We start from the raw sequence: 26,546 nt of genomic DNA, 5'->3' as shown, positions 1-26,546 counted from the left end.
CATGGCAGCCAAGCTTGCATCATCGCGCGGGATAATGGGCGTTCCAACCGAGATTGTGGTCTTTTTCCTGGCCGTCATGCTGCCAACGGCTGTCTCGCTCAACCTTGGCGGGCTGCGGCTTTCTGCCTACCGGGTTGTTCTGATCGTTATCTTCCTTCCTATGCTTGTCCAGCTGTTGTCGGGACAGCGGGGCCGGATCACCATTTTCGACATCTTGCTCCTTTTGCACTGCACTTGGGCCGTAATCGCACTGATCAAATGGGGCGGGTTTGGGCAAGGAATTGAATCCGGCGGCATCTATTTTGTGGAATGCGCCGGTGCCTATTTAGTCGGCCGCTTGTACATACGGTCCTATGAAGACTTTGCCGCAGTGGCACGCGCCTATGTTGCTGTTGTGGTTGCAATGCTCATATTCACAATCCCCGAAGCGCTGACCGGCATTCACATACTGCACGACAGTATCTCAGGTGCGTTCGGAGGTGCGCGGGCGCCCTTCATTGAGCCGCGAATGAGTATCGAACGCACTTTTGGCCCCTTCGACCACCCGATCCTCTACGGGGTGTTCTGCGCTTCCGCTTTCTCGTTGGCTTACTTTGTGGTCGCAGAACGGAGGTTCAGCAATCTGGGGGGCATGGCCAAGGTGTTCGGTGTTGGCCTTGCAACCTTTGTTTCCGCGTCAGGCGGCCCCTATCTGGTCATGATGATGCAAGGGTTTGTCGCCATTTGGGAGCGAGCATTCAGCCGCGTGCAAGGCCGCTGGGCCGCCCTCTTTTCGCTGATGGCGTTGGCCTATGTTGCGATTGACCTTTTTTCAACAAAAACGCCCTTCCACGTCTTCGTGAACAATTTCACCTTTTCCAGACAGTCCGCCTACAACCGAATTCTGCTGTTTGAGTATGGAACCGCCGAAGTCGCCAGGCATCCCGTTTTCGGGATTGGCCTGGGAGATTGGGAGCGCCCGGCATGGATGTCAGACAGCATGGACAACTTCTGGCTGGTGACAGCTGTACGTTACGGTCTGCCAGCTTTCTTTCTATTGGTCGGAATGATGCTTGGCCTGATTTGGGCCGCTGGGCGGCGCAAGGGCTTGCCTGCGGAATGGCGCCGGGCCCGGCATGCCTGGGCATTTACCCTATTCGGGATCAGCGTTGCCGCTGCAACGGTCCATCTTTGGAATGCCCTGTTTGTCTTGTTTTTCTTTCTCATAGGTGCAGGCGCCTGGCTGCAAGATGCGCGCCCCAGGAGGACCCGGCCACCGCTTCACACTCCCTCAACGGTCTCCAGAGCGCGGCCGCAGTGTTTGTTTTAACCCTTTCAGGAAGGCCACTGCTATGGATCTCTCAATTGTCATTGTAAATTGGAATACCCGGGGTTTGCTTCGTGATTGCTTGCAATCCGTCGAGGCAGGGAGCGGCTCCTTGAAGCTTGAAGTACTAGTTGTTGACAATGCTTCCAGCGATGCCTCGGCAGATATGGTCCGTGCTGAATTTCCCCGCGTTCACCTCATTGAGAACAATGAGAACCTCGGCTTTGCCGCGGGTAACAATGTCGCTCTCAAGAAAGCCGTGGGTCGCTATGTAATGTTGTTGAACACCGACACGCTGGTGCATGGCAGTGTTCTAACCGAAGCGGTTGCATGGCTGGACGCACATCCTGACGCCGGTGTGATCGGCCCAAGGGTTTTGAATTCGGATGGCACAGTCCAGCCGTCTTGCAGCGCATTTCCTTCATTGACGTTCCTGACGATGCAGGCATTCGGCCTAACTAGGATCGCGCGATGGGACAAGTACAGGATGACCGGCTGGGACCGCTCCTCTGAGCGGAATGTTGATGTGATCTCGGGCGCGGCAATGTTTGTCCGCCGCCAGGCAATAGCCGATGTCGGTCTGCTGGATGAGACGTTCTTCTTCTATGGGGAAGAAACTGATTGGTGCCACCGTTTTGGACGTGCAGGCTGGAAGCTTGTTTTTGTCCCAATCCCGGAAGTTACGCATTTTGGCGGCGGAGCTGTCGGCAAGCTCAACCACAAGCGGGATGTCATGATGACAGAGGGAACAACCCGATTGCATCGGAAGCATGGTGGGCTGGCGGCAGGGATTATCTGCTTTGCAATCCTTTGCCTTCACAACCTGTCCAGAGCTCTGCTTTGGTCTGTCTTAAGCCTCGCAAACCGAAAAGGAGCCAAGGGTCGCGCCCACCACTTTCTATCCGTTGCAGCAGACCTGCCCAAAGCCTGGCCATCCGGAAAAAAACAGGTGGGGCAATCATGAAGACTCTGCTGATTGCCCCGAATGTTGACGCCACTGATGTGGGGGAAGCCTACGTAGCATTCAAATGGGCACAGGCATTGTGTGCCCTGACAGATCTGACTGTTTTGACTTTTCAAAGGCCCGGGCGCCAAAGAGTGGCGGCTCAATTGCCAGGGGCAAGGGTAGTGACCTGGCCCGAGCCGTCGTGGGCCCTGAAGCATGAGCGCCTTAATGCAATGCTCAAACCCGCTTGGCCAGTGTTTGCTCACAAGGTGCGTAACTGGATTGCTTCCGCTTGTAACGCAGGCGAACGCTTTGACATAGCCCATCAACTGATGCCGCAAGCTGCCCGCTATCCCTCTCCGTTGCGACACTTCAGCATTCCGTATCTCATCGGTCCGCTAGGAGGGACACTCGGCACACCTGCAGCCTTTCAAGCGGAGGCTGCCAGCGCGCCTTTCTTTACCCGCCTCCGGAAACTTGACGCGTTTCGCTTCCGCAATGACCCTTGGCTGCGCACAAGTTACGCCCGGGCAGCCTGTGTGCTTGGTGTTGCCCCATATGTTCAGAATATCCTTAGTGATGTCCCGTTGCAGCGGTTCGAACCTGTACTCGAACTTGGAATAGACGATGTAGAGCCAGAACAGATGCGGGATCAGATGCCAGGCCGTCTTTCTTTGTTGCATGTGGGGCGCGCAGTGCGGACCAAAGGGCTGCGGGACACGGTGCGGGCGCTTGCGCATCTGAAGGATCTGCCAGGTATCACCTTGACCAGCGCGGGCGCAGGAGAAGAGCTGGAACCGTGCCGCGCGGAAGCTGCCCGGCTAGGGGTCGCTGGCCGCGTCCGGTTTCTAGGCAAGGTTTCGAGGGAAGAGGTTGAGCACTTGTACGCTACCCATGATGTCTTTTGCTTCCCGTCCTTTCGCGAGCCGGCTGGTGGCGTGCTGTATGAAGCGATGCGTCATGGTTTGCCAGTGATAACTGCAGACAGAGGCGGGCCAGGCTGGATCGTAGATGATGGCTGCGGGATCCGGATCCCTGTTACGACACCGAAAGAGTTTGCTACTGAAATCGCCTCAGCCGTGAGGCGTCTTACAGTTTCGCCATCAATCCGCAACAGGCTTGGTGCTAACGCAAGAAGCAAAGTCCTTCTTGAGGGACTTTGGGAGGCGAAGGCCGCCCGGCTAGTCCATATTTATAAAGACGTGCTGACATAACAAAAAGAAACAGATTGTATCCAAGAGTATAGGTGGGCCTCACCTAATTATTCAAGGGGGACTTCTTTTTACAATTTAAATCAAATACTTACCAAATGTTACGGTGGTCTCAAGAACGCAATAGAAAACTTGGGAGCACCAAAATGCTTAGACACGACCATTCGCGCCCCGTTGTCCTAGCAGTCTCATCAGGCGGAGGCCACTGGGTTCAGTTGCAGTATCTTTCCCCGGCGTTCGATGGCGCGGAAGTCCACTATGCGACAACTGACTCTTCAGCAGCCGAAAACGCCTGCACGAACCACGTGCATGTTTATCCAGATGCTAACAAGGACACCCCCCTTCGTCTGATCGCATGTGTGCTTCGCTTGGCCTGGCTGGTCTTGCGCATTCGACCAGACGCAGTGGTGTCAACGGGCGCAGCAGGCGGCTTTGTCGCCATCCGGCTGGCCAGAATGCTTGGTGCGCGGACGATGTTTGTCGACTCGATTGCAAATGCCCGGAAGCTGTCGATTTCGGCAGGCCTCTCACTCGGGGTTGCCGACCGAGTGCTGTCTCAGTGGCCCAAGGTCGCCGAAGAAACCGGCGCAGAATACCAAGGGGCTTTGATCTGAACGCATTCCATAGAGTGAGGTTTGAGCAATGATTTTTGCTACTGTTGGCACACAGCTGCCATTCGACCGAATGCTTACGAGCCTGGACAGCTGGGCGGCTCACAATCCAAACACCCCAGTGTTCGCCCAGACAGGCAACAGCTCCGGATCCTTTCCTCATCTCGAAACAGTTTCCAGTCTCAGCCTGGTTGAGTTTCGAGACTATTTCGAGCGGGCCCGGCTAATTGTTGCACATGCGGGAATGGGCACCATTCTTTCGGCTGCTGAGGTAGGCAAACCTCTCATCCTGATGCCCCGCCGACTGAAGTTCAACGAGCATCGCACGGATCATCAGCAGGACACTGCGAAGGAGATGGCAAGACTGTCCAATGTCACCGTCGTGCAGGATGGCGTGGCCCTACGTAAAGAGTTGGACCAGGCCTTAAACTGCAATTTCGAATTGGCTCCATCCACTACCTCCAATGAAGCGCCCGAATTGGAGCAGCTACTGCGTACAATCCGGGATTTCGTCTGGAATCGGCCAACTCAGCCGCCTTCTACCAAATCCGCAGATCAAAGCGGTGCGGCATGAGGAAGGCGACGATCCTTGTTCCCGCGCACAATGAGGAAGCGGTCATCGCGCGTACTCTTTGGTATCTTTCCAAAGGACTCCGGCTTGATGATTTCCGTGTTGTTGTCATTGCAAACGGCTGTTCAGATGCCACAGCAGCGCGGGCGCGTGCAGTTATGCCACATGCGGAGGTCATCGAGACGGAGCACCGCGGGAAATGTCATGCTCTCAACCTTGGATTTGAAGCATCCTGTAAATCATCGCCCATTGTTTGCCTGGATGCAGATCTGGATGTGACTTCCGAGTCGCTGACAGCTTTGCTGGCACCACTGAACAGCGGAACCGCGCTGGCCTCTTGCGGCAAGATGGAGGTCATAACGTCTGAATCCTCTGCCGCCGTGCGCATTTTCTATCAGGGATGGCGGTCAAACCCCTATTTCAGTCAGGGCAAATTCGGCGGTCTGTTTGCGCTTTCGCCGGAAGGCGCTGCACGTGTGTTTCCTTTGCCCGAAATCACTGCTGATGACGAATACATCCGCCGGAGTTTCGGCGGACAGGAAGTTGCCTTCGTGCCTGATTGCAGCTTTTCGGCTCGGGCCCCCTTTGGGCTCCCCGAGCTTATTAGGGTTAGACGGCGCAGCATCAGAGGGGCACACCAGGTTACCAAGCTTGGCATGTCCAGCCCGGAGCAGAAAAGCATGGCGAAAATGCTGCGCCGCGCACTGGTATCGCGCTCGGACACTCTGCCAATAGCTTTCTTTTTGCTTGTAATGTGCTGGGTGAGGGTCTGCTTGATGTGCGAGGGGCAAGCCACCTCTCTGCGCTGGGAGCGCGATCTTTCCTCGCGAGCGGCCGGGTGACGCAATGGTCTTAACCGCGTCCGCCCATATCCAGGGTCTTCAGCAACAAAACCTTGCAGCTGAAGAGGCCCCCGAGCCAAACCCGGTTCATAGTGTAATCCGAATCATGAGAGGGCGCTGGAAACGTACTTGCGGCAAAGCATTGCTTCTCGGTTCGGTGATGGCAGCTGCGGGCTTCTGTTCTGGTGTCCGGCTCTATAAATCGCAGGCCATTCTCCGAGTTTTTCCCCAGGAATCCAACATCCTGTATGCCACCGGAGATGGATCGGTTCTGAAGACATTCGACAGTTTCGTAAAGGCAGAAACCACTTATGTAGCGTCCCCCCCGGTCATGTTGCGGGCTGCCCAATTCCTTTCGTCTCAGATGCCTGAGCTTGCCGGATCCATGAGCATCTCTGACCTGTCGGGTTCAATTGAGATCAAGCGGTCCGACAGCTTGATAGTGCTCATAACTAAAAGCCGGATTGCAGCTTTCGCGCAGAACAAACTGGATGCCGTTGTTACCTCATATCTTGAGCTGAAGACCGAGGCAGAAGCCGCACGATCGGAAGTCCGCCTGTCCGAACTCCGCACCCGGGAAGAAGAGCTTGCGCTGCGCCTTACCAGGCTTCGGGCAACCCAGCTGGAGGTCGGCGGCGAGTTCGGCAGAAACGCGATAACGAAGGCCCACATAGAGAAACTCGCCAAAATTGACGGGCTTGCAGCACGCAAAGCCGAAGTTGCAGCCACACTTGCGGCGCTGGAAGCCCGCAGCGGCGGAGCATCTGCAGACACCTCTGACGAGGAAATCATGCGGGCCACGCTTTTGGACCGGGCAATGGCCGACCTCAATTTTGAGCGTGCCAAACTGATGAGCGAGCTGGCTGGGTTGCAAGCCGGCTACAACGGCCAAAGCAATATGCGCTTCCAACTCAAGGAAGAGGCGCTGATTGATGAAATTGCTGTCATCGAAACTGCCCTCGCAGACCGGCGCGAACAGATCAGGGTGCTGGGTCAGACCGGTGCGCTGACAAATGCTTCGGCAGAAGGAAACGACACCAGCGTCACCGAAATCCGCAGTCTGTTTTCAAAAGTCGAAAGCCAGCTGGAAGCTGCCCGGCTTGAAGCCCGGGATCTGAACCGCCGACGCATCGAGCTGGACCAGGTTGAACATGACATCAACGAGGCACAGGACCTGCTTGCGGAAACGCGCCGCGCCCTTGAGGTGATCAAGCTTAAATCCGGGCGTTCGCTCCCCGGCTACGCCGTTCTGATGTCGCCGGCTTCGATGCCTGCCGGTCCGGTGAGCGATAGCCGCAAAATGCTGGCTGCGTCAGGTCTTGCCGGAGGGGCTGGCCTGGCTTTCGTCCTGTCTCTTATCCTTGGTTTCAAAGACGGACGGCTGCGGTTTGCAGAAAGTCTGGCACCCGTGCAACACCGTTTGCCGGTTCTGCAGGTCTCGGCCGCCGAAGACGCCGACCAGCATGCTGCAGATCTGCTGCGCAACGAGTTGCAGCTGCATCCTCTTCGCAAGCCGCGGCTGGTGGGAAAAGCTCCGGTAATCGCTGTGACCCGGGCCGGGGCAGGGCCAACCATCGAATTGGCCCGAGCTCTTGCAGAAAGCTATGCCCGGGCGTGCATGAGCGCGCTGATCATCGAAGCGGATATCGCTCAGACCTCCCAATCAGCGTCCGCCAACCGCTGGCGAAGCTTTTTGTCCGGCAATGTCCCGGAAGTCACTGTCGAGAAGGGCAAAGCAGGCGTCTGGGAATTGCCGGACGGGCCGAAGAGCAATCTGAATGACACGACCGTCTCAGCACCGATGGTGCGCGAGGCCATTGAGAAGCTGGTGCGCTCTGTTGACATCGTGGTGATTTCGGCCGGCAGCCTGACCGGCCGCTTATCCAGCCAGTTTGTTCTATCCGCGTCTGACGTCGGCGTTCTTGCCATGGTGCCTGCTGACCAGAAAGACGCGGTTTTAGCCCAAATCGAACGAATGGACGGCCTGCCACGTCATGGGGGCGTGGCCGTCATGCGCAAGGCCTTGCCCAGCGACCCGTGGCTGGCCGTTCCCACCTGAGTTTGTTGTTTTTTCGGAGATTGCCAATGACGCTGTCATCTATTGAAACCCCGAAGCAAGCCCGCGCCTGGACTGGTGTGAGTTCGAAACGACTGCTCGATCTTACCCTCTCCCTGGCGGCTTTGGCTGTCACCTGGCCGCTGATCGTTCTGACCGCTGCTGCTGTCGCATTGAGTTCCCACGGTCCTGTCTTCTTTGTGCAAAGGCGGGTCGGCTTGGACGGCAACCCGTTCAACATGATCAAGTTCCGGTCCATGCTTCAGGATGCGGAAGAGCACAGAGACCAGCTTGCGGAGCTAAGCGACCGCGAAGGATTGTGCCTGAAGATCAAACACGATCCCCGGATCACTCGTGTCGGCCGGTTTCTCCGCCGCTGGTCCCTGGATGAACTGCCGCAGCTTTTCAATGTAATCAAAGGTGAAATGTCCCTGGTCGGGCCGCGCCCCGCCTTGATTGAGGAGGTCGCGGAATACCCCGAGCGGGCGCATCTCCGCCACCGCGTTCTGCCTGGCATCACGGGACTTTGGCAGGTCTCTGGGCGCGCAGAAGTAGGGTTCGAGGAAATGATCGATTTGGACCTGGCCTATGTCCGCAACTGCACACTCAGAACTGACATTGTCATCTTATTTCGGACTTTTCGCGCCGTTTGGGACGGGAGGGGCGCCTATTGATTGATGCTCCGGCGATCTAAGGCGGTAGCGCGTTGGACGCACTATCCGCACATACCGCTGAACCTGCCGAAGTCCGCACCTTCGGCGCCGGCCTCAGGCCAAACAATCAGGGAAAGAAATGAACATGACCAACCTGCTGCAGGATACCGACGAAAAACTCACATTCGGGCAATACACCGTCTCGGATCACTGGGAAGGGGAAGTCGATGAAGGTGGAAGCCCGGTTTTATCGACAACGGTCGAAACGACTGAGAGCATCCCCTACGAGCTGGAATTCAACTTGGCGGCCAACCTGTCTGCCAATGTCGAAAGCGTCACAATCGAAGTTGTCTTTGGCGGCGAAAGCATCGGGAGTTTTGTTCACGAGGGCGGGATTTTCGAAACATACACCTTCAACTTGACTGGCACCGGACAGGCTACCGAACTCGAATTCAGGATTCTGGATAACTCGTCGGATGCGGACGGGTCGCTGGATACCACCGGCGTAATCCCATCTTACGAAAAAACGGTGAGCTTCCTGGGCAGTGAGGCGACGGTCGATGCCTTCGCACCGGGCCAGAACTTCATCTACCAGGTATTAAATGGGCAGCTCGTCAAATTCGATCTGGAAACAAACAGTTATACAGAAACCGAGACCTCTGCCGCAGTCAATGTAAACGCTATTGGCTACGCTAGCGAGTTCGATCTGATATATGGTCTGGCCAGATCTGACGGAACAGATGCCCGTGGCAACGTGATTGCAAGAAATGATGTCATCGCAATGGACGCCACCGGTGCCACCTACAAGGTGTCTCCAGGCATCATGGGTTCCTACATTGGAGACGTTGATGACCAAGGCAATCTGTGGACCTTTAGCGGCAACCTGACAACCGCGGTAGTCTATGACTTGTCGGAAACCGGCGCAGACGACGCACTGGTGTCCAACGTCATTCAGATGCCTGCACTGGGTATCCCAACCCGCGGGCTTGCAGACCTGGCGTATGATGCGGGCAGTCAAACTTTCTTCGGCGTTGCGCATGAAGGATCAAACGGCGCCGCAGGGGTGCTGGTGTCCATCGACATCTCCGAAGTGAGCCTGGGCGGTGAACCGATTGTAACATCCCAACCCCTTGCTGGAACAATTGTGGATGGCGAAGTAAAGCCCGGTATTCCGGCAAGCGCATACGGCGCAACCATCGTGGATGCGGATGGTAACATCTATGCAGGTGCGAACAACACGGATCATGATCTGGACAGCACAACGCCAAGTGCTGGCGGGTTTTACCGGATAACCACTGGTGAAGGTGGCGCGCTCTACATGGAGCTCCTTGCGCAAGCGCCAAAAGTTTACAGCAACGATGGTGCCATGGACACGCGGGGTTTTGATCCGTTCCTTGGTATTGATACCACGTCGACCGTCCTGCTGCGGGCGCCGGTGCTATCGGTTGCGGTAGCTGAAGATGATTCATTGAAGTTTGCCGCAAAAGGCACTGCTATGACGGTCGACCTGCTCGCGAACGACGAGGTGACTGAGGGCGGAACTTTGACACTGACCCATATTGACGGGGCCGCAGTCAGTACCGGCGACATTTTCACTCTGGCAAATGGAGAAACAGCAACCTACCTCGGCAACGGGCTGCTTGAGGTTGCGCCTGCCGGTGAACCGCGCGACGTCACCGCAGAAATATCCTATACTGTTGAGAGTGAAGCCGGAATTTCGGACACCGCAACCCTGATTATTGAAACCTCACCCGTCCAAGGCACTGCCGGGAGTGATCACATTGTTGGGTTCACCGATCAAGATGGCACCCAAGTCGATGGATCAGATGGACCGGATGATGTCATCCTTGGATATGGAGGCAACGACAAGATCTTCGCGGGTGCTGGCGATGACGATGTCTACGGCGGTTCCGGTAACGATTTCATCCGCGCGCAATCTGGAAATGACGTGGTCTACGGCGAAGCAGGCCGCGACGTGCTTGATGGCGGGACTGGCGCCGATGTGATGTATGGCGGCGCAGGCAATGATATCTACTTTGTGGATCAAGTTGACGATGTGGTCTCTGAAGCCGGTGGGGATGGCACCGATACTGTGAAGTCGAAGGTCAACTACACGCTAGGCGGCGGCCTGGAAAACCTGTGGCTTCAAAAAGGGTCAGTTGCAACAAGCGGTACTGGCAATGAACTGCGCAACATGATTGTTGGAAACGAGCAGGACAATGTTGTTGATGGCAGGTCCGGGAACGACAACCTGATTGCAGGAGCAGGAAACGACACTGTTTATGGCGGCGAAGGACACGACAAGCTGCATGGCAATGATGGCGCCGATTTGCTTTGGGGACAATCGGGAAACGACAAGCTGCACGGTGGCGCAGGAGCGGATATCGTCCATGGCGGTGAGGGTAACGACACACTTTGCCCCGGTCTTGGCGACGACGTCATGTACGGCGGTGCGGGCAATGACCTGCTGTCAGGCAATGCCGGCGCCGATACCGCTTACGGCGGTTCCGGAAATGATACCTACAAAGTTTCAGATTCTCTCGACACAATCGTAGAATTTGACGGCGAAGGCCATGATGTCGTGCATGCCAAAGCGGATGTGACGCTGTCAGAAAATGTCGAGGATGTTTTTTTATTCGGCAGCGTTGACTACAACGCGACCGGAAATGCGAGTGCAAACCGCCTTCTGGGCAACTCAGGCAGCAATACTTTGTCAGGAATGGCGGGGAACGACCACATTAATGGCCGCCAGGGAAGCGACAGTGTTCACGGCGGCGCCGGAATGGACAAGCTGCACGGCGGCACAGGCGACGATGAGTTGGCTGGAGGCGCAGGATTTGACACGATCAGCGGCGAAGAGGGCGCGGACCTGCTGTCCGGTGGAAGAGAGAACGACCTGCTTTACGGAGGAGCCGGAGCTGACACCTTTGAGTTCCGCAAAGGCGACGGACAAGACGTGATCGGTGATTTCGACGTGACAACTGATGTCATACATTTGCTAGGCGTCAGCCCTGGTGAACTGACTTGGCACAACGGAACAAATGGTATCAGCCTATCTTACGGGCAGGAAGACGAAGTTCTATTCAGTGGCCTTACGCAGGACACTGCATCAGAAATAGATTTCTTTCTACTTGATGGCTAACAGCCAAGGCATGGGCTGTCATGCTGGAAAGGTTTCTTGATCTGCAGAACCAGCATGGCAGGTATTTGCTGTGTGTAAGTATTCCCAAGTGCCGCGAACCACTGGAAAATGGATATGGAGATTGAATTATCTTCAAGAGGAGGCAGGATGAAGGTCCGATTTTATCAACGATCTGAAACAATCATTCAGTCAAAACAAGTTCAACATCGTAGTGGGAAAGAAGTCAGAAAATACATCTCTCTTCGTTCATGTAGTTGTACCGGAAAAACAATTGAAATAGTGGAATTGCAACGGGCGGAAGTTAACAGCTCAAGCAGGCTAGAGATCAAACGACTTAACGAGGAAAACCGCCAGCTTCGCAAGACGATTATGCGGTTTCTTCAGAATGCTGCCTATGGAAAAAATTTCTGAACCACCCCCGATGTCCAAAAGAGGCTGCAAGGTTCATGACCAATTAACCTTTGGGATCAGAAAAGGATGCAGTGGCGGTTTCAGTGCCTGATGAAAAATTCCTTGCACCTAACCGCGAGATTTTCATAATCCCATTATAAGTAACGCGAAGTATTTCTGGTCGCATTGTTTGCATATCCCTTTTCCTATTAATCTGCCGCTTCAAAATTCGTACAACGTTTGCTCAACAATGAAAGTTCGCTTTGGGGTCGGAGCGGTTGTTGCGCTGACGATCCCAGATCGATCGGCTACATCCAACAATGGAGAAACCGATTTGGTTAGGAGACTGGTCAAGGCGTGCCTGAAACTGTTGGTCGCCATTTGGCTCTCAGGTATTGCAATGCTTTCTGATCCTAAGAAATTCTCTTCGTTTTGTGTAGTAGTGTTTTCTCCAGCTTTCGATGATGATCTGCGCTTCCTTCACCGAAAAGAATATCTCGCGATTGAGCAGTTCGTCCCGCATCCGGGCGTTGAAGCTCTCAACGTACCCGTTTTCCCAGGGACTTCCGGGTTCGATGAAGGCGGTCTTTGCCCGGACAGCCTCAATCCAGGCCCGCACGTCATTAGCAACAAACTCCGGCCCATTGTCGCTTCGAACGAATGCCGGCGGCCCGCGGAGGATGAACAAGTCCGTCAGGGCATCAATCACGTCGGTCGAGTTGAGTTTCCGCTTCACTCGGATCGTTAGGCATTCACGGCTGAACTCGTCCAGAATGTTCAGTGTGCGAAATGCTTTCCCATCGTCGGTTCGGCAATGAACAAAATCATATGACTAGACTTGGTTGCGATACTCGGACCGCAACCGGATGCATGACCCGTCGTTCAGCCATAGCCTTCCCTTCTTTGGCTGTTTCGGTGGCACTTTCAGCCCCTCCCGCCGCCACAGCCGCTCGATCCGACCATCACTGACCTGCCAGCCTGAATATCGCAGCAGCACAGCAACGCGCCGGTAGCCGTAGCTGCCGTATTGCCGGGCCAACTCAGTCATGTCGCCAACCAGCCGTTCATTCGCCATTGTGCTTGAACCAATGGCGCATCAAAGGCTCATTCTTCCCGGCCCCTTGGACGGTGTCGCTGTGTCGAGGGGTGTTGCCCGAGCACGCGGCAGATCCGGCGCTCTGATACCTTCATCTCGCTACGGATCAGCTCGATACAAGTTCGGCGGCGGGCGGGGCTCAGAAGTTTCTCCGTGCGGCTTTCTTCAGGATGAGCTTGTCCAGCGTCAGATCCGACACGGCCTTTCGCAGCCGCTCGTTCTCCTTCTGGAGACGCTTGAGTTCCTTTAGCTGGTCGGTTCCCATCCCGCACTCGCCATTGGGCTCGAACCAATGGCGCCTTCAATGGCTCGTTGCTTGCGCCAGCGGTAGTAGGTCTGCTCCGTTATGCGAACCTCCCGGACCGCATCAACACGTGTCATTCTTTGCTCGACAAGCACATCAACCTGCCGCAGCTTCTGAACTATTTCCTCTGGCTTGTGCCGTTTGTTCGCCATTCTCTGTCCTCCGTTTCCTAAACATAACGGTGGACCAGTTCAGATGGGGTATTCCAGAGGATGGAGCCCACAGCGGACCTTGATCATAGGACTCATCTTCCCAGGCGCAGAAAGTTGGGAACAGCCCGAAGCGGTCATTGGATTTTATGCTCGGGTCCAGATGTTGCATGTGCTACCTTTGCCATCGTTTCAATTTAAGTGGCTGCTCATCCAGTTGCGAGGGTTTTCCCGGTGGTCGGTGACCGGAAGAATGCTCCTTGCTGTGTTTTGCTGTCAAGGAGCCCCTTACCAGCCCGGCATGGGTTAGCAGCACTTAATGCGAACTATGGCCGCGCAAATGCCTCATGACCAAGCGCCAGGAAAAAGTGGCGACTACAGCCGCGATTAACAGTGTCTCAAGACCGCCAGAGCCCAATTCGCCAAACGGGGCGGCGTTCCCGCCGCCGGAGCAGCTGAGAAAACTCGCATTGCAGTTTGCATTGTTGTAAGCAGTCGCGGATTGTGCAAAAGCCGCACCGAAGAAAGTTGCATAACTTGTTGCAGACAAAGCGGATATTGCAAGCAGGCGTTTCATAGAGAGTTCTCCTTTTCAGTTTCTAGGGACCAAGTTACTTTTTGAGCGAGTTTGCAGGGGCCGAGTTCCCGATATGCGAAGACGGTTTTGACCCATGCGCTGTTATCCGGACCGCTGAGGTAGAGCACATTGAGAATTCGGTACAAGGTAATACGGAGATAGGGGTACACCTCGCTGTACTCACCACGGTAGATGAAGCCTTCATATGCAACCGCATCTTCAAATCCGGCCACGACCGTTTCAAAGTTTTGTGCAGTTGGAGGAAGTGGTGCGACGATCAGGGCGCCTTTGCATTCTTGTTGAGGACCGAATACAACTGCGGCTTTGTAACCGCTGATTGAGATGTCCGAACTCAGATCTTGGCGCAGACCATTTGTTTCCAATACATGTTCCGCCAACTTGATACTTTGAGCACGGTCGAAATCTGACGTTGCAGGGTAGGCAACCTTCAACCAAGCGCCCGCTAAGGGGAGTAGCGCCAATACGGCAGCCCTGCGTATCATCTTTGGAGTTTCCTGAGGTTCAGTGCGATAACCAGCGCGATGCACGACATAGTGACGAGACGCAGTAACGTGGCGCCTTGGCCAGCGTGCAAGTATTCGTAGGCCTCGACGCTCAAAGCCATGCCTGAAATTCGCAGCACGTTGGACGAAATTACGATTACTGCAACCAAGACTCCAGATATCAGAGCTTTAAGCGGCACGCGCCCCAGCACGAAACGCGCCGTTGAGTACCAGGTCAGCAATACGATCGACAGGTTGCCTAGAACGCCGCAACGCCAAACCAGAACCAGGTCCATTCCCTCTTCAACAGACAAACTCGCCGCGTTGGCTGAAACAGTATTTCCTGACAGAGACAAGAGCGCCGCAGCCAATTGAGCGTCGAGAGCTAGAAGGTCGCTTCCGAAAAAAAAACCAAAAATGGACACAAGCGGCGCATGTAAGCCTACTGCGAGCAAAATCGCAGCTCCGTCCTTGGATTTTGAAGGTAAATCGGAACACGCAAGCACGATGAACATCGAAATGGCCAAGCCAAGCCATGCAACGTCAGGGCTGCGTAACACTGCTCCAACCCCGGCAGGAACCAGGACAGGTATCAAATCAACCGGCCGTGATGTCTGAAGCAGTCGAATGAGGCCAAGCACTGCGCAGAAAAGAACTAATTTGCTAATTCCGAAATGAGGAAGGCCAAACTGATCTTGATCCGCCCCTAGCATCTTTGGCAGCAGAGCGTTTGCAATCACTCCGACCAAAGTAAATATGATCGATACCTTGGCGAAAATTCTGTTTTCCACCCTTAGAGAAAATAAATTTCCACTTATTGCAGTCACTCAGATCACCTTGATTGCATAGGGGTTTGTGCAGAATGTTGCAAAAGTCATGATTGGGCGAGAGATCAAAAGTTTAGAGTGACCTATCTAGACGGATAGTGATGTACGAAAAGGAACGTAGGCGCCCTTGGAATGCCCCATCTGAACTGGTCCACCGTTATGTTTAGGAAACGGAGGACTGAGAATGGCGAACAAGCGGCACAAGCCGGAGGAAATAGTTCAGAAGCTGCGGCAGGTTGATGTGCTTGTCGGCCAGGGGATGCAGCGCGTGGATGCGATCCGCGAAGTGCGCATCACTGAGCAGACCTACTACCGCTGGCGCAAACAGTATGGCGGGATGGGAACCGACCAACTGAAAGAACTCAAACGGCTTCAGAAGGAGAACGAACGGCTGCGGAAAGCCGTCTCGGACCTGACCTTGGACAAACTCATCCTGAAGGAGGCGGCCCGGGGAAACTTCTGAGCCCCGCCCGTCGGCGCGCCTGCATCGAGCTGATACGCAGCGAGATGAAAGTGTCGGAACGCCGGATCTGCCGGGTGCTGGGGCAGCATCGATCAACACAAAGGTATCAACCGCGAAGCCGGGAAGAACGAGCCATTGAAGGCGCCATTGGTTCGAGCCCAATGGTGCGTGACCGGCTCGTGGTGGACATGATTGAACTGGCCAGGCAATACGGCAGCTAAGGGCCGATATCTGCCGTTAGGCCAGTCTCTTCCCGTAGTTCACGTAGTGCTGTCTCGTGAGCCTGTTCGCCCCATTCCATGCCGCCACCCGGCAAAGTCCAAGCCCCCGACTTCGGATGCCCCACTTTACTAAATTGCGTCAACAGAACCTGTTGCTGGGTGTTAACTGCAACGACATAAGCTGCTGCCCTTTGCCAATCGGTACTCATTCCAGTGCCTATTCAATCTCTGAAAAGGCGACTTTGGCGGCAACGCAGCATTCTTGCAAGTTGAGGCTCAACCCCGCCTTCTGCTACGGTTCTGACAGGCGGAGGGATGAGCCCATAGCAGTCTTTGATCACATGCCAGGTCTTCGCGTGTGCAGCACGTCGCGAACGGCGCTTTGCGGCCATTCAAAACATGCCCAACGAACGATAGGGGTGGCGGGACAAAGCGGGCATTCCTGACGCACCTGGAGATGCTCGCTTTAGCGAATGCTGCGAGTTCCCCCGGGGCACAAGCGAGGATCTGCTTTTGGGGCAAGGGTGAATATAGCCTTCGGTTCATGGCGTCAAATTTCCGCCATGAACCAGTAATACCCTGGCTCTATGAAACAAATTCTTATTGCTGCACTATTTTTACTCTGGACCGTAACTTCCGCACTTTCGGAGGCGGCTGCGGACGCTGCCTTTGTTGCAGATGCGCATGTGCGTTGGTCAGATGCAGAAGAACAGGTGACAAACCTTAGACAAGAGATTTACACGAAACTGCAACCGGGCTTTGCGGACTTGGGTGCTGAAATCATAAACTCCGACCGGTTTTGGGAGGAACTGGCAGGCGGTTTTGATGCTGAAATTCTTAAATTAATCCGTGGGAACGTTGCCGCCGTCTACCAAGAGGTGTTGACGCCCGAAGAAATCGCCGCCCTGGCAGACTTCTACCGCACAGACGAGGGGCGCGTCTTGTTAGAGCGGGGCGTGACGCCTGTTACTTTCACCTCTAATGTTGCGTTTTTTACTGAAGGTGCGGGCGTACCGCTTGCTGAACATTTGCTTGAGTTAGAAGCAAGTGTGGAAGCCAAGGGGGATGCCGTAACCCAATATCTGCGCGCAGTTTTCTCGCCGAAACGGATCGCCGACATCATAGAAATGGAAGATGTGATGGCGTTTACAGATGAAAGCCGACGTGCAGTGGTTGCAGAAGCCTTGCGCAACGCAGAATAACATCGCGCTTGTTAGATTTGCCCGGCAAAATACTGTGGCGGAACATGTCCGTTTTTCTAATTTTATTGCCTAACCAAATTGAAGCGGACATTTAGAGGCAATGCAGCATTTAACGGGTTGGGCTCGAACCCATCTTCCGCTGCAGTGAGCCCAGGCAGGCGGTTCGAGCCCATTGCAGTCCTTGGTTGCCCGTCAGCTCTTCGCATGTGCAGTACGACGCAGACCACGCCAAGCCGACGTTCAGCACTGGGCAGGAGGAGATGGGCCGCTAACCGGCACCCTTTAACTTCCTGGTCAAGACGAGCCAGATGTAGCGACCCCAATCCGTCCGTCAAACAAGACACCCTCTCCCGGCAAGTGCCGGGAGGGATTTACTGGAGCCGATACAGCTTTGTCAGATGAAGATGATGTCTGTTTCTGCTACATCCATGCTGCTCAAGCCGGTTAGCATAATGACTGTCGCAACTGATGGGTCTGTGAAGCTGATTTGCAGGTTATTACCGGTATCTGCAAGTGCAAGATCCGTGAAATTAGTACCCTCCGGCAGTCCGGCAGAGCTGATTTCAATCAGGTCCACACCGGCTTCAAAGCCATTGACTGTGTCTGTGCCGGTCGAAGCGCCGAACACAAATGTGTCCTCCCCGCTGCCGCCGGTGAGGATGTCATCTCCGTTGCCACCGTCGAGCCTGTCGTCACCGCCTCCGCCATAAATGGTGTCAGCGCCTTCAAGCCCCAATATGGTTTCCCCTGCCGCGCTACCCATGAATAGATCATCCCCGGTGCTGAGGACAGTGTCTTGGACCGTTGGCGGAGACAGGAGGACTTGAGAGTAAATTCCTTTACTTTCTTCCCAAGTCACAACCAAATGGCCGCTTGATAGCTGATCAAGATCGGAAATGAAGTTCGCACCATTTGATGTTTCTATAGTCACAACGTCTGTCAGCGCATTGCCAGCCTCGTCAAACGACTGCACATAAAGATCGCCGTTCCTCTTGTGCCAGGCTACTGCGACCCCTCCACTGGAAAGTGCAATTGCCTGCCATTCTGCACCCATGTCAGTCATTGCTGCGCCGGTTGCCAATATTCCCTCGCCTCCCGAGGATGTGCCGTCGCCATAGAATTTTTGAAAACGCAGCTGATCTGGTGAGCCATCATGCTTCCACAGAACCATGAAGCCACCATTTTCCAGCGCAACCATGCGCGAATGCTCCTGATCATCTGCGGTGGTTGTGTTCACATGGAACTCGCTGGCAATTGGCGCACCGTTGGCATCATAAATCTGACCGTATATTCCACCAGCAGAGTCACTGACTACTACGCCTTGAGAGAACCCTTTGGTTGCGGTCCAAGTCACCACGTAGCCTCCGCCATTCAATGCCAGGATTTCTGGATCCGTCTGGTTGTAATACGCAGGATCGGGCACTCGTACTGGGCCAGTCAGCGGGTTTCCGGCGGCATCAGTATAAATCTCGGGTGTCCCATCAGCCTCAAACTGCTGAAGGTACACGCTACGATTGCTGCTGGAGCCATGGTATTCGTACCAGACGATAGCATAGCCACCGCCCTCAAGAGCAGCAATATCGGCTGTTTTGGAGTAAGCGGCGGTGCTGTTAGGGTTGACGGCAATTTCATCCCCGAGTTTGCCGTCTGCATTGACCCGCTGGGCATAGATATCACCACGTCCATTGGTCCGGCTGGTGCCTGACATCCAGGTCACCAAAACGCTTCCATCTTCCAGGGTAACCGCTTCCGGGCTGGTCTGGTTATCAGCTGTTGTTGTGTTGATCTGGAAGATCGGCCCGACTTCATTGCCGACCGTATCATAGCGCTGGCCCCAGATGCCGGTGCCGTCACCATCACTGGAGGCCCACACTAGCGTCCGTCCGCCATCCTGCTGCGCTGCAGAGGACGGGTCATAGGCATCCAAAATGGTAGGAAGCAGCTCCACCGGGCCGTCCCCTACTAAGCTAGTCGGCGGCGCATCCAGGGTCTGGGTGTGGATTTCCTGAGCCTGCTCAGCTTCCCAGGTGACCATCAGGCGGCCATCCGACAGCTGGTCCAGATCGACCCCGAAGGCATAGCCACCGCCGGTGCCGTTCTCGGTCGGTATCAGCGTCTCCGCTGTGAGCGCATTGCCGTCAAGATCAAAGCTCTGAACGTAAAGGTCGGCATGGGTGTTCTGCCAGGCCACGGCAATGCCGCCGCCGGACAGCGGAATGACGGTCCAGTTTTCATCGCTGCTGGAAAGCGTGCCCAATTGACCGTCTGCCTGCAGAACCCCTTCATCCCCAACCAGCGCACCAGCGCTGTCGAACTTCTGGAACCGCAGCTCCGGAGGGTTGCCATCATGATGCCAAAGCACCATGAAGCCGCCGTCTTCCAGGGCCACCATCCGCGGCTGGGTCTGCTCGATATGGGCATCATCGGTGTTAATGCGGAACTCGCCGCCCAGAGCTGTAAAGCTGCCCGGGTTCTCTGCATCCGGTGCATACATCTGACCGTAAATGCCGCCAGCTGCGTCACTGCCCCACAAGCCGCTATTGGCCTGCCAGCTCACGACAAAACCGCCGTTGCTCAACGCCAGAACCTCCGGTTCCTTCTGGCTATTGGACACCGGATCCGGAACCCGGAAGGCCGGGCTGGCATTGCCGCCGGCATCCACAACCTGGGCATAAACCGACGACCTCGATGCGTCCGCATCATTATATTCGCGCCAGACGGTCACCGTCGCTCCGTTTTCCAGCCCGGTGCCCGGATCTTTCAACGCTGCAATGCTGATGCTTTCGCCCCAATCCGGCACGATGTCAGACACCACCTGCTCGGCAGGACCCACGATAGCCGGGTTATCCGGATCCGCGGTCAGCTGCACGTCCTGGCGGTAAAAGGATCCGCGGTCCCCTGCAGTGGTATCTTCATCCGGGGTGCGCCAAATGACCCTGACAGTACCATCTGGAAGCAGCACCGCTTCCGGCTGTGTCTGCCGCCCCTCTGTCAGCCCGGTGCCCGGGTGGTTAAGCTGCACCATCTGGCCGAACATGCTGCCGTCCGCATTGTACCGCTGCAGCCAGATGCCCTGCGCATCCTGGTCTTCTGCGGAAACAAGCAGCACAAAACTGTCATCCTCCAGCATCAAAACGGTGGGATCATAGGCCTTCACGGCGGTCGGGATCAGCGTCTTGGGCCCGGCAACGCCAGCCGGGGCCGGCGGCGCATCCAGGGTCTGGGTGTGGATTTCCTGAGCCTGCTCAGCTTCCCAGGTGACCATCAGGCGGCCATCCGACAGCTGGTCCAGATCGACCCCGAAGGCATAGCCACCGCCGGTGCCGTTCTCGGTCGGTATCAGCGTCTCCGCTGTGAGCGCATTGCCGTCAAGATCAAAGCTCTGAACGTAAAGGTCGGCATGGGTGTTCTGCCAGGCCACGGCAATGCCGCCGCCGGACAGCGGAATGACGGTCCAGTTTTCATCGCTGCTGGAAAGCGTGCCCAATTGACCGTCTGCCTGCAGAACCCCTTCATCCCCAACCAGCGCACCAGCGCTGTCGAACTTCTGGAACCGCAGCTCCGGAGGGTTGCCATCATGATGCCAAAGCACCATGAAGCCGCCGTCTTCCAGGGCCACCATCCGCGGCTGGGTCTGCTCGATATGGGCATCATCGGTGTTAATGCGGAACTCGCCGCCCAGAGCTGTAAAGCTGCCCGGGTTCTCTGCATCCGGTGCATACATCTGACCGTAAATGCCGCCAGCTGCGTCACTGCCCCACAAGCCGCTATTGGCCTGCCAGCTCACGACAAAACCGCCGTTGCTCAACGCCAGAACCTCCGGTTCCTTCTGGCTATTGGACACCGGATCCGGAACCCGGAAGGCCGGGCTGGCATTGCCGCCGGCATCCACAACCTGGGCATAAACCGACGACCTCGATGCGTCCGCATCATTATATTCGCGCCAGACGGTCACCGTCGCTCCGTTTTCCAGCCCGGTGCCCGGATCTTTCAACGCTGCAATGCTGATGCTTTCGCCCCAATCCGGCACGATGTCAGACACCACCTGCTCGGCAGGACCCACGATAGCCGGGTTATCCGGATCCGCGGTCAGCTGCACGTCCTGGCGGTAAAAGGATCCGCGGTCCCCTGCAGTGGTATCTTCATCCGGGGTGCGCCAAATGACCCTGACAGTACCATCTGGAAGCAGCACCGCTTCCGGCTGTGTCTGCCGCCCCTCTGTCAGCCCGGTGCCCGGGTGGTTAAGCTGCACCATCTGGCCGAACATGCTGCCGTCCGCATTGTACCGCTGCAGCCAGATGCCCTGCGCATCCTGGTCTTCTGCGGAAACAAGCAGCACAAAACTGTCATCCTCCAGCATCAAAACGGTGGGATCATAGGCCTTCACGGCGGTCGGGATCAGCGTCTTGGGCCCGGCAACGCCAGCCGGGGCCGGCGGCGCATCCAGGGTCTGGGTGTGGATTTCCTGAGCCTGCTCAGCTTCCCAGGTGACCATCAGGCGGCCATCCGACAGCTGGTCCAGATCGACCCCGAAGGCATAGCCACCGCCGGTGCCGTTCTCGGTCGGTATCAGCGTCTCCGCTGTGAGCGCATTGCCGTCAAGATCAAAGCTCTGAACGTAAAGGTCGGCATGGGTGTTCTGCCAGGCCACGGCAATGCCGCCGCCGGACAGCGGAATGACGGTCCAGTTTTCATCGCTGCTGGAAAGCGTGCCCAATTGACCGTCTGCCTGCAGAACCCCTTCATCCCCAACCAGCGCACCAGCGCTGTCGAACTTCTGGAACCGCAGCTCCGGAGGATTGCCATCATGATGCCAAAGCACCATGAAGCCGCCGTCTTCCAGGGCCACCATCCGCGGCTGGGTCTGCTCGATATGGGCATCATCGGTGTTAATGCGGAACTCGCCGCCCAGAGCTGTAAAGCTGCCCGGGTTCTCTGCATCCGGTGCATACATCTGACCGTAAATGCCGCCAGCTGCGTCACTGCCCCACAAGCCGCTATTGGCCTGCCAGCTCACGACAAAACCGCCGTTGCTCAACGCCAGAACCTCCGGTTCCTTCTGGCTATTGGACACCGGATCCGGAACCCGGAAGGCCGGGCTGGCATTGCCGCCGGCATCCACAACCTGGGCATAAACCGACGACCTCGATGCGTCCGCATCATTATATTCGCGCCAGACGGTCACCGTCGCTCCGTTTTCCAGCCCGGTGCCCGGATCTTTCAACGCTGCAATGCTGATGCTTTCGCCCCAATCCGGCACGATGTCAGACACCACCTGCTCGGCAGGACCCACGATAGCCGGGTTATCCGGATCCGCGGTCAGCTGCACGTCCTGGCGGTAAAAGGATCCGCGGTCCCCTGCAGTGGTATCTTCATCCGGGGTGCGCCAAATGACCCTGACAGTACCATCTGGAAGCAGCACCGCTTCCGGCTGTGTCTGCCGCCCCTCTGTCAGCCCGGTGCCCGGGTGGTTAAGCTGCACCATCTGGCCGAACATGCTGCCGTCCGCATTGTACCGCTGCAGCCAGATGCCCTGCGCATCCTGGTCTTCTGCGGAAACAAGCAGCACAAAACTGTCATCCTCCAGCATCAAAACGGTGGGATCATAGGCGTTGGTAAAAATTGGAGTTGGGCCAGACATTCTAAAATTCCCTTAAAGTTTTCTTTTGAAGTCGATCAGAAACCCTAACATTACGTTAACAACAATGGGTTGCGTGCCGATCCGGCCTCGCATATCGCTGCCTTTGAGGCCGAATAAGTGGGCATGAACTTTGACACCACCGGAGAGTTTGTCGATATCCTGGACGCCCTTGGCCTCGTGCAGTCCGAAGTTGTCACTGCCGCGACGGTTGCCATCTGGCTAAATGTCATGGCTACGACAGGATACCCAACCGTCGCCAGATGGAACCACCCGGAAAGGTATGCCTTTGCAGAAACGGCAATTGCCGAAGTGGAAAGGAAGGCAGAACGCGACCTCGACCAGTTCTTCGACGTTATGGGAGGGGCGATTTCTGGTGGTGAGACGATACTGAAACGCGGCTTTGCCGCGCTGGATTATTACCTTGTCATGTTGACCGAATGGCCGCCCGATCGATCGGCCCTGTTTGCGACCCGTCCAAAGATCAGAGCGCTGTATGGCGCCGTTGCTCAGCACCCGGCATACGAAAAGACCATGAAAACCCATGCGCTGCCTTGATGCGTGTTTCACAAGCCGCGTTCCGAGCGTTGGGTAAACGCAGGTCTGTCTCACACAGCTTGAGTTCGATCATCTCCTGACTTAGCACACGCGGCGAGCCCATTGCTGTCCTTGGCTGCCCGTCTGCTCTTCACATGTGCAGCACGACGCAGACCGCGCCAAGCCGACATTCAGCACTCGGCAGGAGGAGATGGGCGGCTAAGCGGGAGGTTGCCTTCCCTTGCTTGCTGCCCTTACTTAGGGTTATCCGACTTCCCGTAAGTCGATGAGATTTCTCGGCTACTTTCGTACCAATTACTTCCCCAAACGGCCAAGGACGCAAACATCCATATCAGCGTTGCGATTAAGACAAAGAAACTAAACAACTGGATGAGTGGCCATTCGAAGTTTGACGCTCCAAGGAAAAAAATTGCTGAAACGGCGGCAGCCACTAGTGCCCAACTAAATATCGTCTTGCTCATTTGATCAAACAATCATCCGCCTTAAGTTCCGCCTGCTAGGTTAGAAGCCTAAGATGCACTGCCAGCGAAGGCTAGAGCGATTGGTGGATCTACAGGGCAGCGAGAGACGAAGAGCCCTAAGCGGACGCTGACCACCTGGCAGACCTTTGCATGCGCGGCAGGGCCTGAACGGCGCGAAGCGGCTATTGCTAGGCCTACCAGGGAAGGACAACATGCGGGACAAAGCCGTCGCTCCCGCCGCCGGGGACAATGGCTGCAGGCGGCCGATTGCGAACCTTCGTGCTTGTTGCAGATCACCGGGGTCGTTCATGCTCGCTGGGCGGAAAGCAAAAGTTCGCGGCAGCCACCCTTCCACAAACTTTGCGCCATTAAATCGGACGTTCAAATTGGAGGTCTGTCGATCTATTGAAAACGAGACATCGACCCTTTGAACGTTGCCAGCGTGCTGGAATGACAGTATTTGGGGCGGTTTAAGGCTTGTCTCTTTCTATATCCTTCGCAGACATTCCAAAATGCTTTTGCGGTTAAAACATCTAAGTGCTTCAACAAGCTGGCACTTACTTACACCTTAGATGTATTTTACTATGTGACGAGGGCCGGAGACAGCTGTGGTCAGCCGGTAAATGTCGTCCGGAATGTGAAGCTGTAGCCACCGGGTGCCAGGGCTTTGGGAGCACGCGGCATACGGGCTCTTTTCACCGCCGCTACTGCCGCTTGATCTACCTTAGCGTTACCGGAGCTTCGGGTAATAGAAACGGTCATCAAACGCCCCTGGGTTGAGACTGTCAGGTGCAGCCGCACTGTCCCCTCCCCGCCGCCGCGGGGCGGGCGTTTCTGCCGCTCGACCCGAGAGATGATTGCTGCACCCCAGCGGTTCTTGAGACTGGCAGTGAGGCTTGAATCTCCGGTGGTGGCCGCATCTGCGCCACCGTCGCCCTTGGCCTGCTGGCGGCTGCTGCCGGCAGCTTGCTCTTGCATACTTTCCGTTGAAGGTGCGGGGGATGGGGCGGGTGCCGCTGCAGCGGGTGGAGGTGGTGGAGGCGGCGGTGATACTTGCCGCGCAGGTGCTGTGTCCGCGGCGGGTGCAGCGGCAAGCACAGCCGAACTGACAGCTGCCGGAGCGTGCGGGGCATAAGGCGCAACCGGAGCGGCAGCCTGCACAGGCTGCTGCGGTGGGTCGGCTGGGGGTTTGGCAGGAGCTGGCGTGTGGATTTCCGGCGGACGGGTCCAGTTAGAGACCTGCTGCGTCAGCGCCTCAGAGGCGGCCGCCAGTGTCACTTGCCCGCTGCCGCTGCTGCCGAAGCCGACTGCCCTTGTGCCGCCCTCGCGCATTGTCAGAAATGGCAAGGCGTGCAGCACAGCGGCGGCGGCAAGGCAGGCGGGGAACAAGGCGCGCCGGGTCAAGAGCCTGTACCTGTCAGGCTGACAGCCTTGATGCCTGCGTCGCGCAGCCGGGAGATCAGCGCCGCAACCTCGCGGGCAGGCACCCCGGCATCGGCGCGCAGTGTGAGGACCTCAAGCTTCGCTGCCTGCGCCGCAACAGCGGCCAGGGCGTCCCCGCCTTCAGCTCCGGAGAAATGCAGCTGGCCGTCTGCGGCCATGAACAGCACCGCCTCCGGCGTCGGAGGTTCACCGCTGTCCAGCTTGGGCGGGGTCACCGCAAAGGGCGCGCGTGGCGCGATTTGTGAGGACAGAAGGAAGAAGATCAGCAGCAGGAACACCACATTGATCATCGGCAGGATTGGCTCGCCGGCTTGCCGCTTCTTGGGTGTGGAGAAATTCATGCCGCTCACTCCATCACCACCAGGCCGGTGAAGCCAGCTCTGGACAGCGAACCAGCCGCATCCATCAGCTGCTGCAGCGACGCCTTGGCGTCCGGTTGCAGGATGATCGCATCCGATTTCTTGCGGGTCAGCGCGGTCAACCGCTCCGCCAGGGCTTCTTCCTCCACTGGCACCCCGTTCAGCTGCAGCCCTTCGGCGGTCACCAGAACCAGGCGTGGCGGCCCCTGATAGACGCGGCCTTCGCCGCCCATGGCCAGCGGCACCACCCGGTCGCGGCCGAATTGGGAGACCAGCATGAAGAACACCAAGAGCAGAAACACCACGTCGATCATCGGTGCGAGGCCGAGGCGCTTTTTTACGCGCGGTGTTCCAAATGCTAGTGTCATTCCGCGACGTGCCGCAGTGCCGGGTGGGCGGTTGCCGCGGTGAACACGCGGGTGGCGGCGTCCTCCATTGCCGCTTGTTCACGCTCAACCAGCCCCTCGATCCAGGAAGCAAAAGCCGAGGCCGGGATTGCCACCGCCATGCCCGCCGCCGTGGTCAGCAGCGCTTCCCAGATACCGCCGGCCAGCACTGAAGGGTCAGCGCCGCTGCCGCTTTCCTGCAGGGCCTGGAACGCGCCGATCATCCCCAGCACGGTACCCAGAAGTCCGACAAGCGGAGCAATGGCAGCTATCAATTCCAGTGGGCGCAGCCCCCGGCGCAGCTCTGCCAGTTCCGCTTTGGCGATGCGCGTAGTTTCCTTTTCTGCCGTTTCCGGACTGAATTCAGGTGTCAGGAGCGCCCGCATCGCGGACTGCGTCACCCGGTCCAGCGACGTGCGGCCTGCGCTGTGGGGCGGGGTGCCCCCCGCACGCCATTGACCGAGCCAGGCTTCAGCCTGCGGTTTGCGCCAGACGCCCGCCTGCGCAAGCCCGATCACCCGCCAGAAGAATAGCGCCAGGGTCAGCACCGACAGCGCCGCGATCACCCACAGGGTGGGGCCGCCGTGGGCCATGAAATCGAGGAGAGGGGCTAGGGACATCGCAGCCTCCG

20 protein-coding genes and 2 pseudogenes are annotated in these 26,546 nt (G+C 56.7%); 12 read left to right on the top strand and 10 right to left on the bottom strand.

The window, feature by feature from the left end; translation table 11 throughout:
- Position 1 precedes the first annotated feature (1 nt).
- The 9 genes from ACXAEK_RS19345 (at position 2) to ACXAEK_RS19305 (ending at position 11,338) form a co-directional block, all read left to right on the top strand.
- Entirely contained in the window at positions 2-1,309 is a 1,308-nt protein-coding gene (locus ACXAEK_RS19345) for an O-antigen ligase family protein (RefSeq protein WP_475044402.1), read from the top strand.
- Entirely contained in the window at positions 1,230-2,270 is a 1,041-nt protein-coding gene (locus ACXAEK_RS19340) for a glycosyltransferase family 2 protein (RefSeq protein WP_475044401.1), read from the top strand. The genes ACXAEK_RS19345 and ACXAEK_RS19340 overlap by 80 nt, the downstream gene beginning before the upstream one ends.
- Entirely contained in the window at positions 2,267-3,466 is a 1,200-nt protein-coding gene (locus ACXAEK_RS19335) for a glycosyltransferase family 4 protein (RefSeq protein ID WP_475044400.1), read from the top strand. The genes ACXAEK_RS19340 and ACXAEK_RS19335 overlap by 4 nt, the downstream gene beginning before the upstream one ends.
- A gap of 95 nt (positions 3,467-3,561) precedes the next feature.
- Positions 3,562-4,077: a UDP-N-acetylglucosamine--LPS N-acetylglucosamine transferase gene (locus tag ACXAEK_RS19330; protein WP_475044398.1), complete on the top strand. Its 516-nt coding sequence runs from the start codon at positions 3,562-3,564 to the stop codon at positions 4,075-4,077.
- 28 nt (positions 4,078-4,105) lie between these two features.
- Entirely contained in the window at positions 4,106-4,648 is a 543-nt protein-coding gene (locus ACXAEK_RS19325) for a glycosyltransferase (protein ID WP_475044397.1), read from the top strand.
- Positions 4,645-5,487, top strand: coding sequence for a glycosyltransferase family 2 protein (locus ACXAEK_RS19320; RefSeq protein WP_475044395.1), 843 nt, complete (start codon positions 4,645-4,647; stop codon positions 5,485-5,487). The genes ACXAEK_RS19325 and ACXAEK_RS19320 overlap by 4 nt, the downstream gene beginning before the upstream one ends.
- Before the next feature lie 4 nt (positions 5,488-5,491).
- Positions 5,492-7,546: a GumC domain-containing protein gene (locus tag ACXAEK_RS19315; RefSeq protein WP_475044393.1), complete on the top strand. Its 2,055-nt coding sequence runs from the start codon at positions 5,492-5,494 to the stop codon at positions 7,544-7,546.
- 26 nt (positions 7,547-7,572) lie between these two features.
- The gene (locus ACXAEK_RS19310) at positions 7,573-8,217 is read left to right on the top strand and encodes a sugar transferase (protein WP_475044391.1); all 645 of its coding nucleotides are present in this window, start codon (positions 7,573-7,575) and stop codon (positions 8,215-8,217) included.
- Between the two features lie 124 nt (positions 8,218-8,341).
- Positions 8,342-11,338, top strand: a complete 2,997-nt coding sequence (locus ACXAEK_RS19305) for a calcium-binding protein (protein WP_475044389.1) — start codon at positions 8,342-8,344, stop codon at positions 11,336-11,338.
- A gap of 817 nt (positions 11,339-12,155) precedes the next feature.
- On the opposite strand, the pseudogene ACXAEK_RS19300 reads toward ACXAEK_RS19305, so the two are convergent.
- The 4 genes and pseudogenes from ACXAEK_RS19300 to ACXAEK_RS19285 form a co-directional block, all read right to left on the bottom strand.
- Positions 12,156-13,280 (bottom strand): annotated as a pseudogene (locus tag ACXAEK_RS19300) (IS3 family transposase); the annotation flags it as partial.
- A 313-nt stretch (positions 13,281-13,593) separates the two neighbouring features.
- A complete protein-coding gene (locus tag ACXAEK_RS19295; protein ID WP_475044388.1) occupies positions 13,594-13,854 on the bottom strand; it encodes a hypothetical protein in 261 nt (86 codons plus the stop codon).
- Positions 13,851-14,357: a hypothetical protein gene (locus ACXAEK_RS19290; RefSeq protein ID WP_475044386.1), complete on the bottom strand. Its 507-nt coding sequence runs from the start codon at positions 14,355-14,357 to the stop codon at positions 13,851-13,853. The genes ACXAEK_RS19295 and ACXAEK_RS19290 overlap by 4 nt, the downstream gene beginning before the upstream one ends.
- Positions 14,354-15,184 carry a hypothetical protein gene (locus ACXAEK_RS19285; protein ID WP_475044384.1) on the bottom strand — a complete coding sequence of 277 codons (831 nt, stop codon included), beginning with the start codon at positions 15,182-15,184 and terminating at the stop codon, positions 14,354-14,356. Before ACXAEK_RS19285 ends, ACXAEK_RS19290 begins: the two co-directional genes overlap by 4 nt.
- A 184-nt stretch (positions 15,185-15,368) precedes the next feature.
- Between ACXAEK_RS19285 and ACXAEK_RS19280 the strand changes: the two are divergent.
- Positions 15,369-15,862: pseudogene (locus ACXAEK_RS19280) on the top strand (transposase); the annotation flags it as partial.
- A 2-nt stretch (positions 15,863-15,864) separates the two neighbouring features.
- Here the strand turns inward: ACXAEK_RS19280 and ACXAEK_RS19275 are convergent.
- Positions 15,865-16,077 carry an NUDIX hydrolase gene (locus ACXAEK_RS19275; protein ID WP_475044382.1) on the bottom strand — a complete coding sequence of 71 codons (213 nt, stop codon included), beginning with the start codon at positions 16,075-16,077 and terminating at the stop codon, positions 15,865-15,867.
- A 378-nt stretch (positions 16,078-16,455) separates the two neighbouring features.
- On the opposite strand from ACXAEK_RS19275, the gene ACXAEK_RS19270 reads away from it, so the two are divergent.
- Complete coding sequence (locus ACXAEK_RS19270) at positions 16,456-17,070, top strand: DUF2059 domain-containing protein (RefSeq protein ID WP_475044380.1); 615 nt, start codon at positions 16,456-16,458, stop codon at positions 17,068-17,070.
- 394 nt (positions 17,071-17,464) lie between these two features.
- On the opposite strand, the gene ACXAEK_RS19265 is transcribed toward ACXAEK_RS19270, so the two are convergent.
- Positions 17,465-22,711: a calcium-binding protein gene (locus ACXAEK_RS19265; protein ID WP_475044379.1), complete on the bottom strand. Its 5,247-nt coding sequence runs from the start codon at positions 22,709-22,711 to the stop codon at positions 17,465-17,467.
- A gap of 123 nt (positions 22,712-22,834) precedes the next feature.
- Between ACXAEK_RS19265 and ACXAEK_RS19260 the strand changes: the two genes are divergently transcribed.
- Positions 22,835-23,266 carry a glutathione S-transferase family protein gene (locus tag ACXAEK_RS19260; RefSeq protein ID WP_475044377.1) on the top strand — a complete coding sequence of 144 codons (432 nt, stop codon included), beginning with the start codon at positions 22,835-22,837 and terminating at the stop codon, positions 23,264-23,266.
- A gap of 1,073 nt (positions 23,267-24,339) precedes the next feature.
- Here the strand turns inward: ACXAEK_RS19260 and ACXAEK_RS19255 are convergent.
- The 4 genes from ACXAEK_RS19255 to ACXAEK_RS19240 all read right to left on the bottom strand — a co-directional run bounded on the left by ACXAEK_RS19255 (position 24,340) and on the right by ACXAEK_RS19240 (position 26,535).
- Positions 24,340-24,705 (bottom strand): energy transducer TonB family protein, encoded by a 366-nt coding sequence (locus tag ACXAEK_RS19255; protein ID WP_475044375.1) that lies wholly within the window; start codon positions 24,703-24,705, stop codon positions 24,340-24,342.
- A gap of 422 nt (positions 24,706-25,127) precedes the next feature.
- Positions 25,128-25,511, bottom strand: a complete 384-nt coding sequence (locus tag ACXAEK_RS19250) for a biopolymer transporter ExbD (protein WP_475044374.1) — start codon at positions 25,509-25,511, stop codon at positions 25,128-25,130.
- Positions 25,512-25,516: 5 nt separating this feature from the next.
- Positions 25,517-25,897, bottom strand: a complete 381-nt coding sequence (locus ACXAEK_RS19245) for an ExbD/TolR family protein (RefSeq protein WP_475044372.1) — start codon at positions 25,895-25,897, stop codon at positions 25,517-25,519.
- The gene (locus ACXAEK_RS19240; protein WP_475044370.1) at positions 25,894-26,535 is read right to left on the bottom strand and encodes a MotA/TolQ/ExbB proton channel family protein; all 642 of its coding nucleotides are present in this window, start codon (positions 26,533-26,535) and stop codon (positions 25,894-25,896) included. The genes ACXAEK_RS19245 and ACXAEK_RS19240 overlap by 4 nt, the downstream gene beginning before the upstream one ends.
- Positions 26,536-26,546: the final 11 nt, after the last annotated feature.

This window comes from Leisingera sp. ABM4_101, from assembly GCF_056158725.1.
This window is presented reverse-complemented; position numbering and strand designations above follow the sequence as displayed.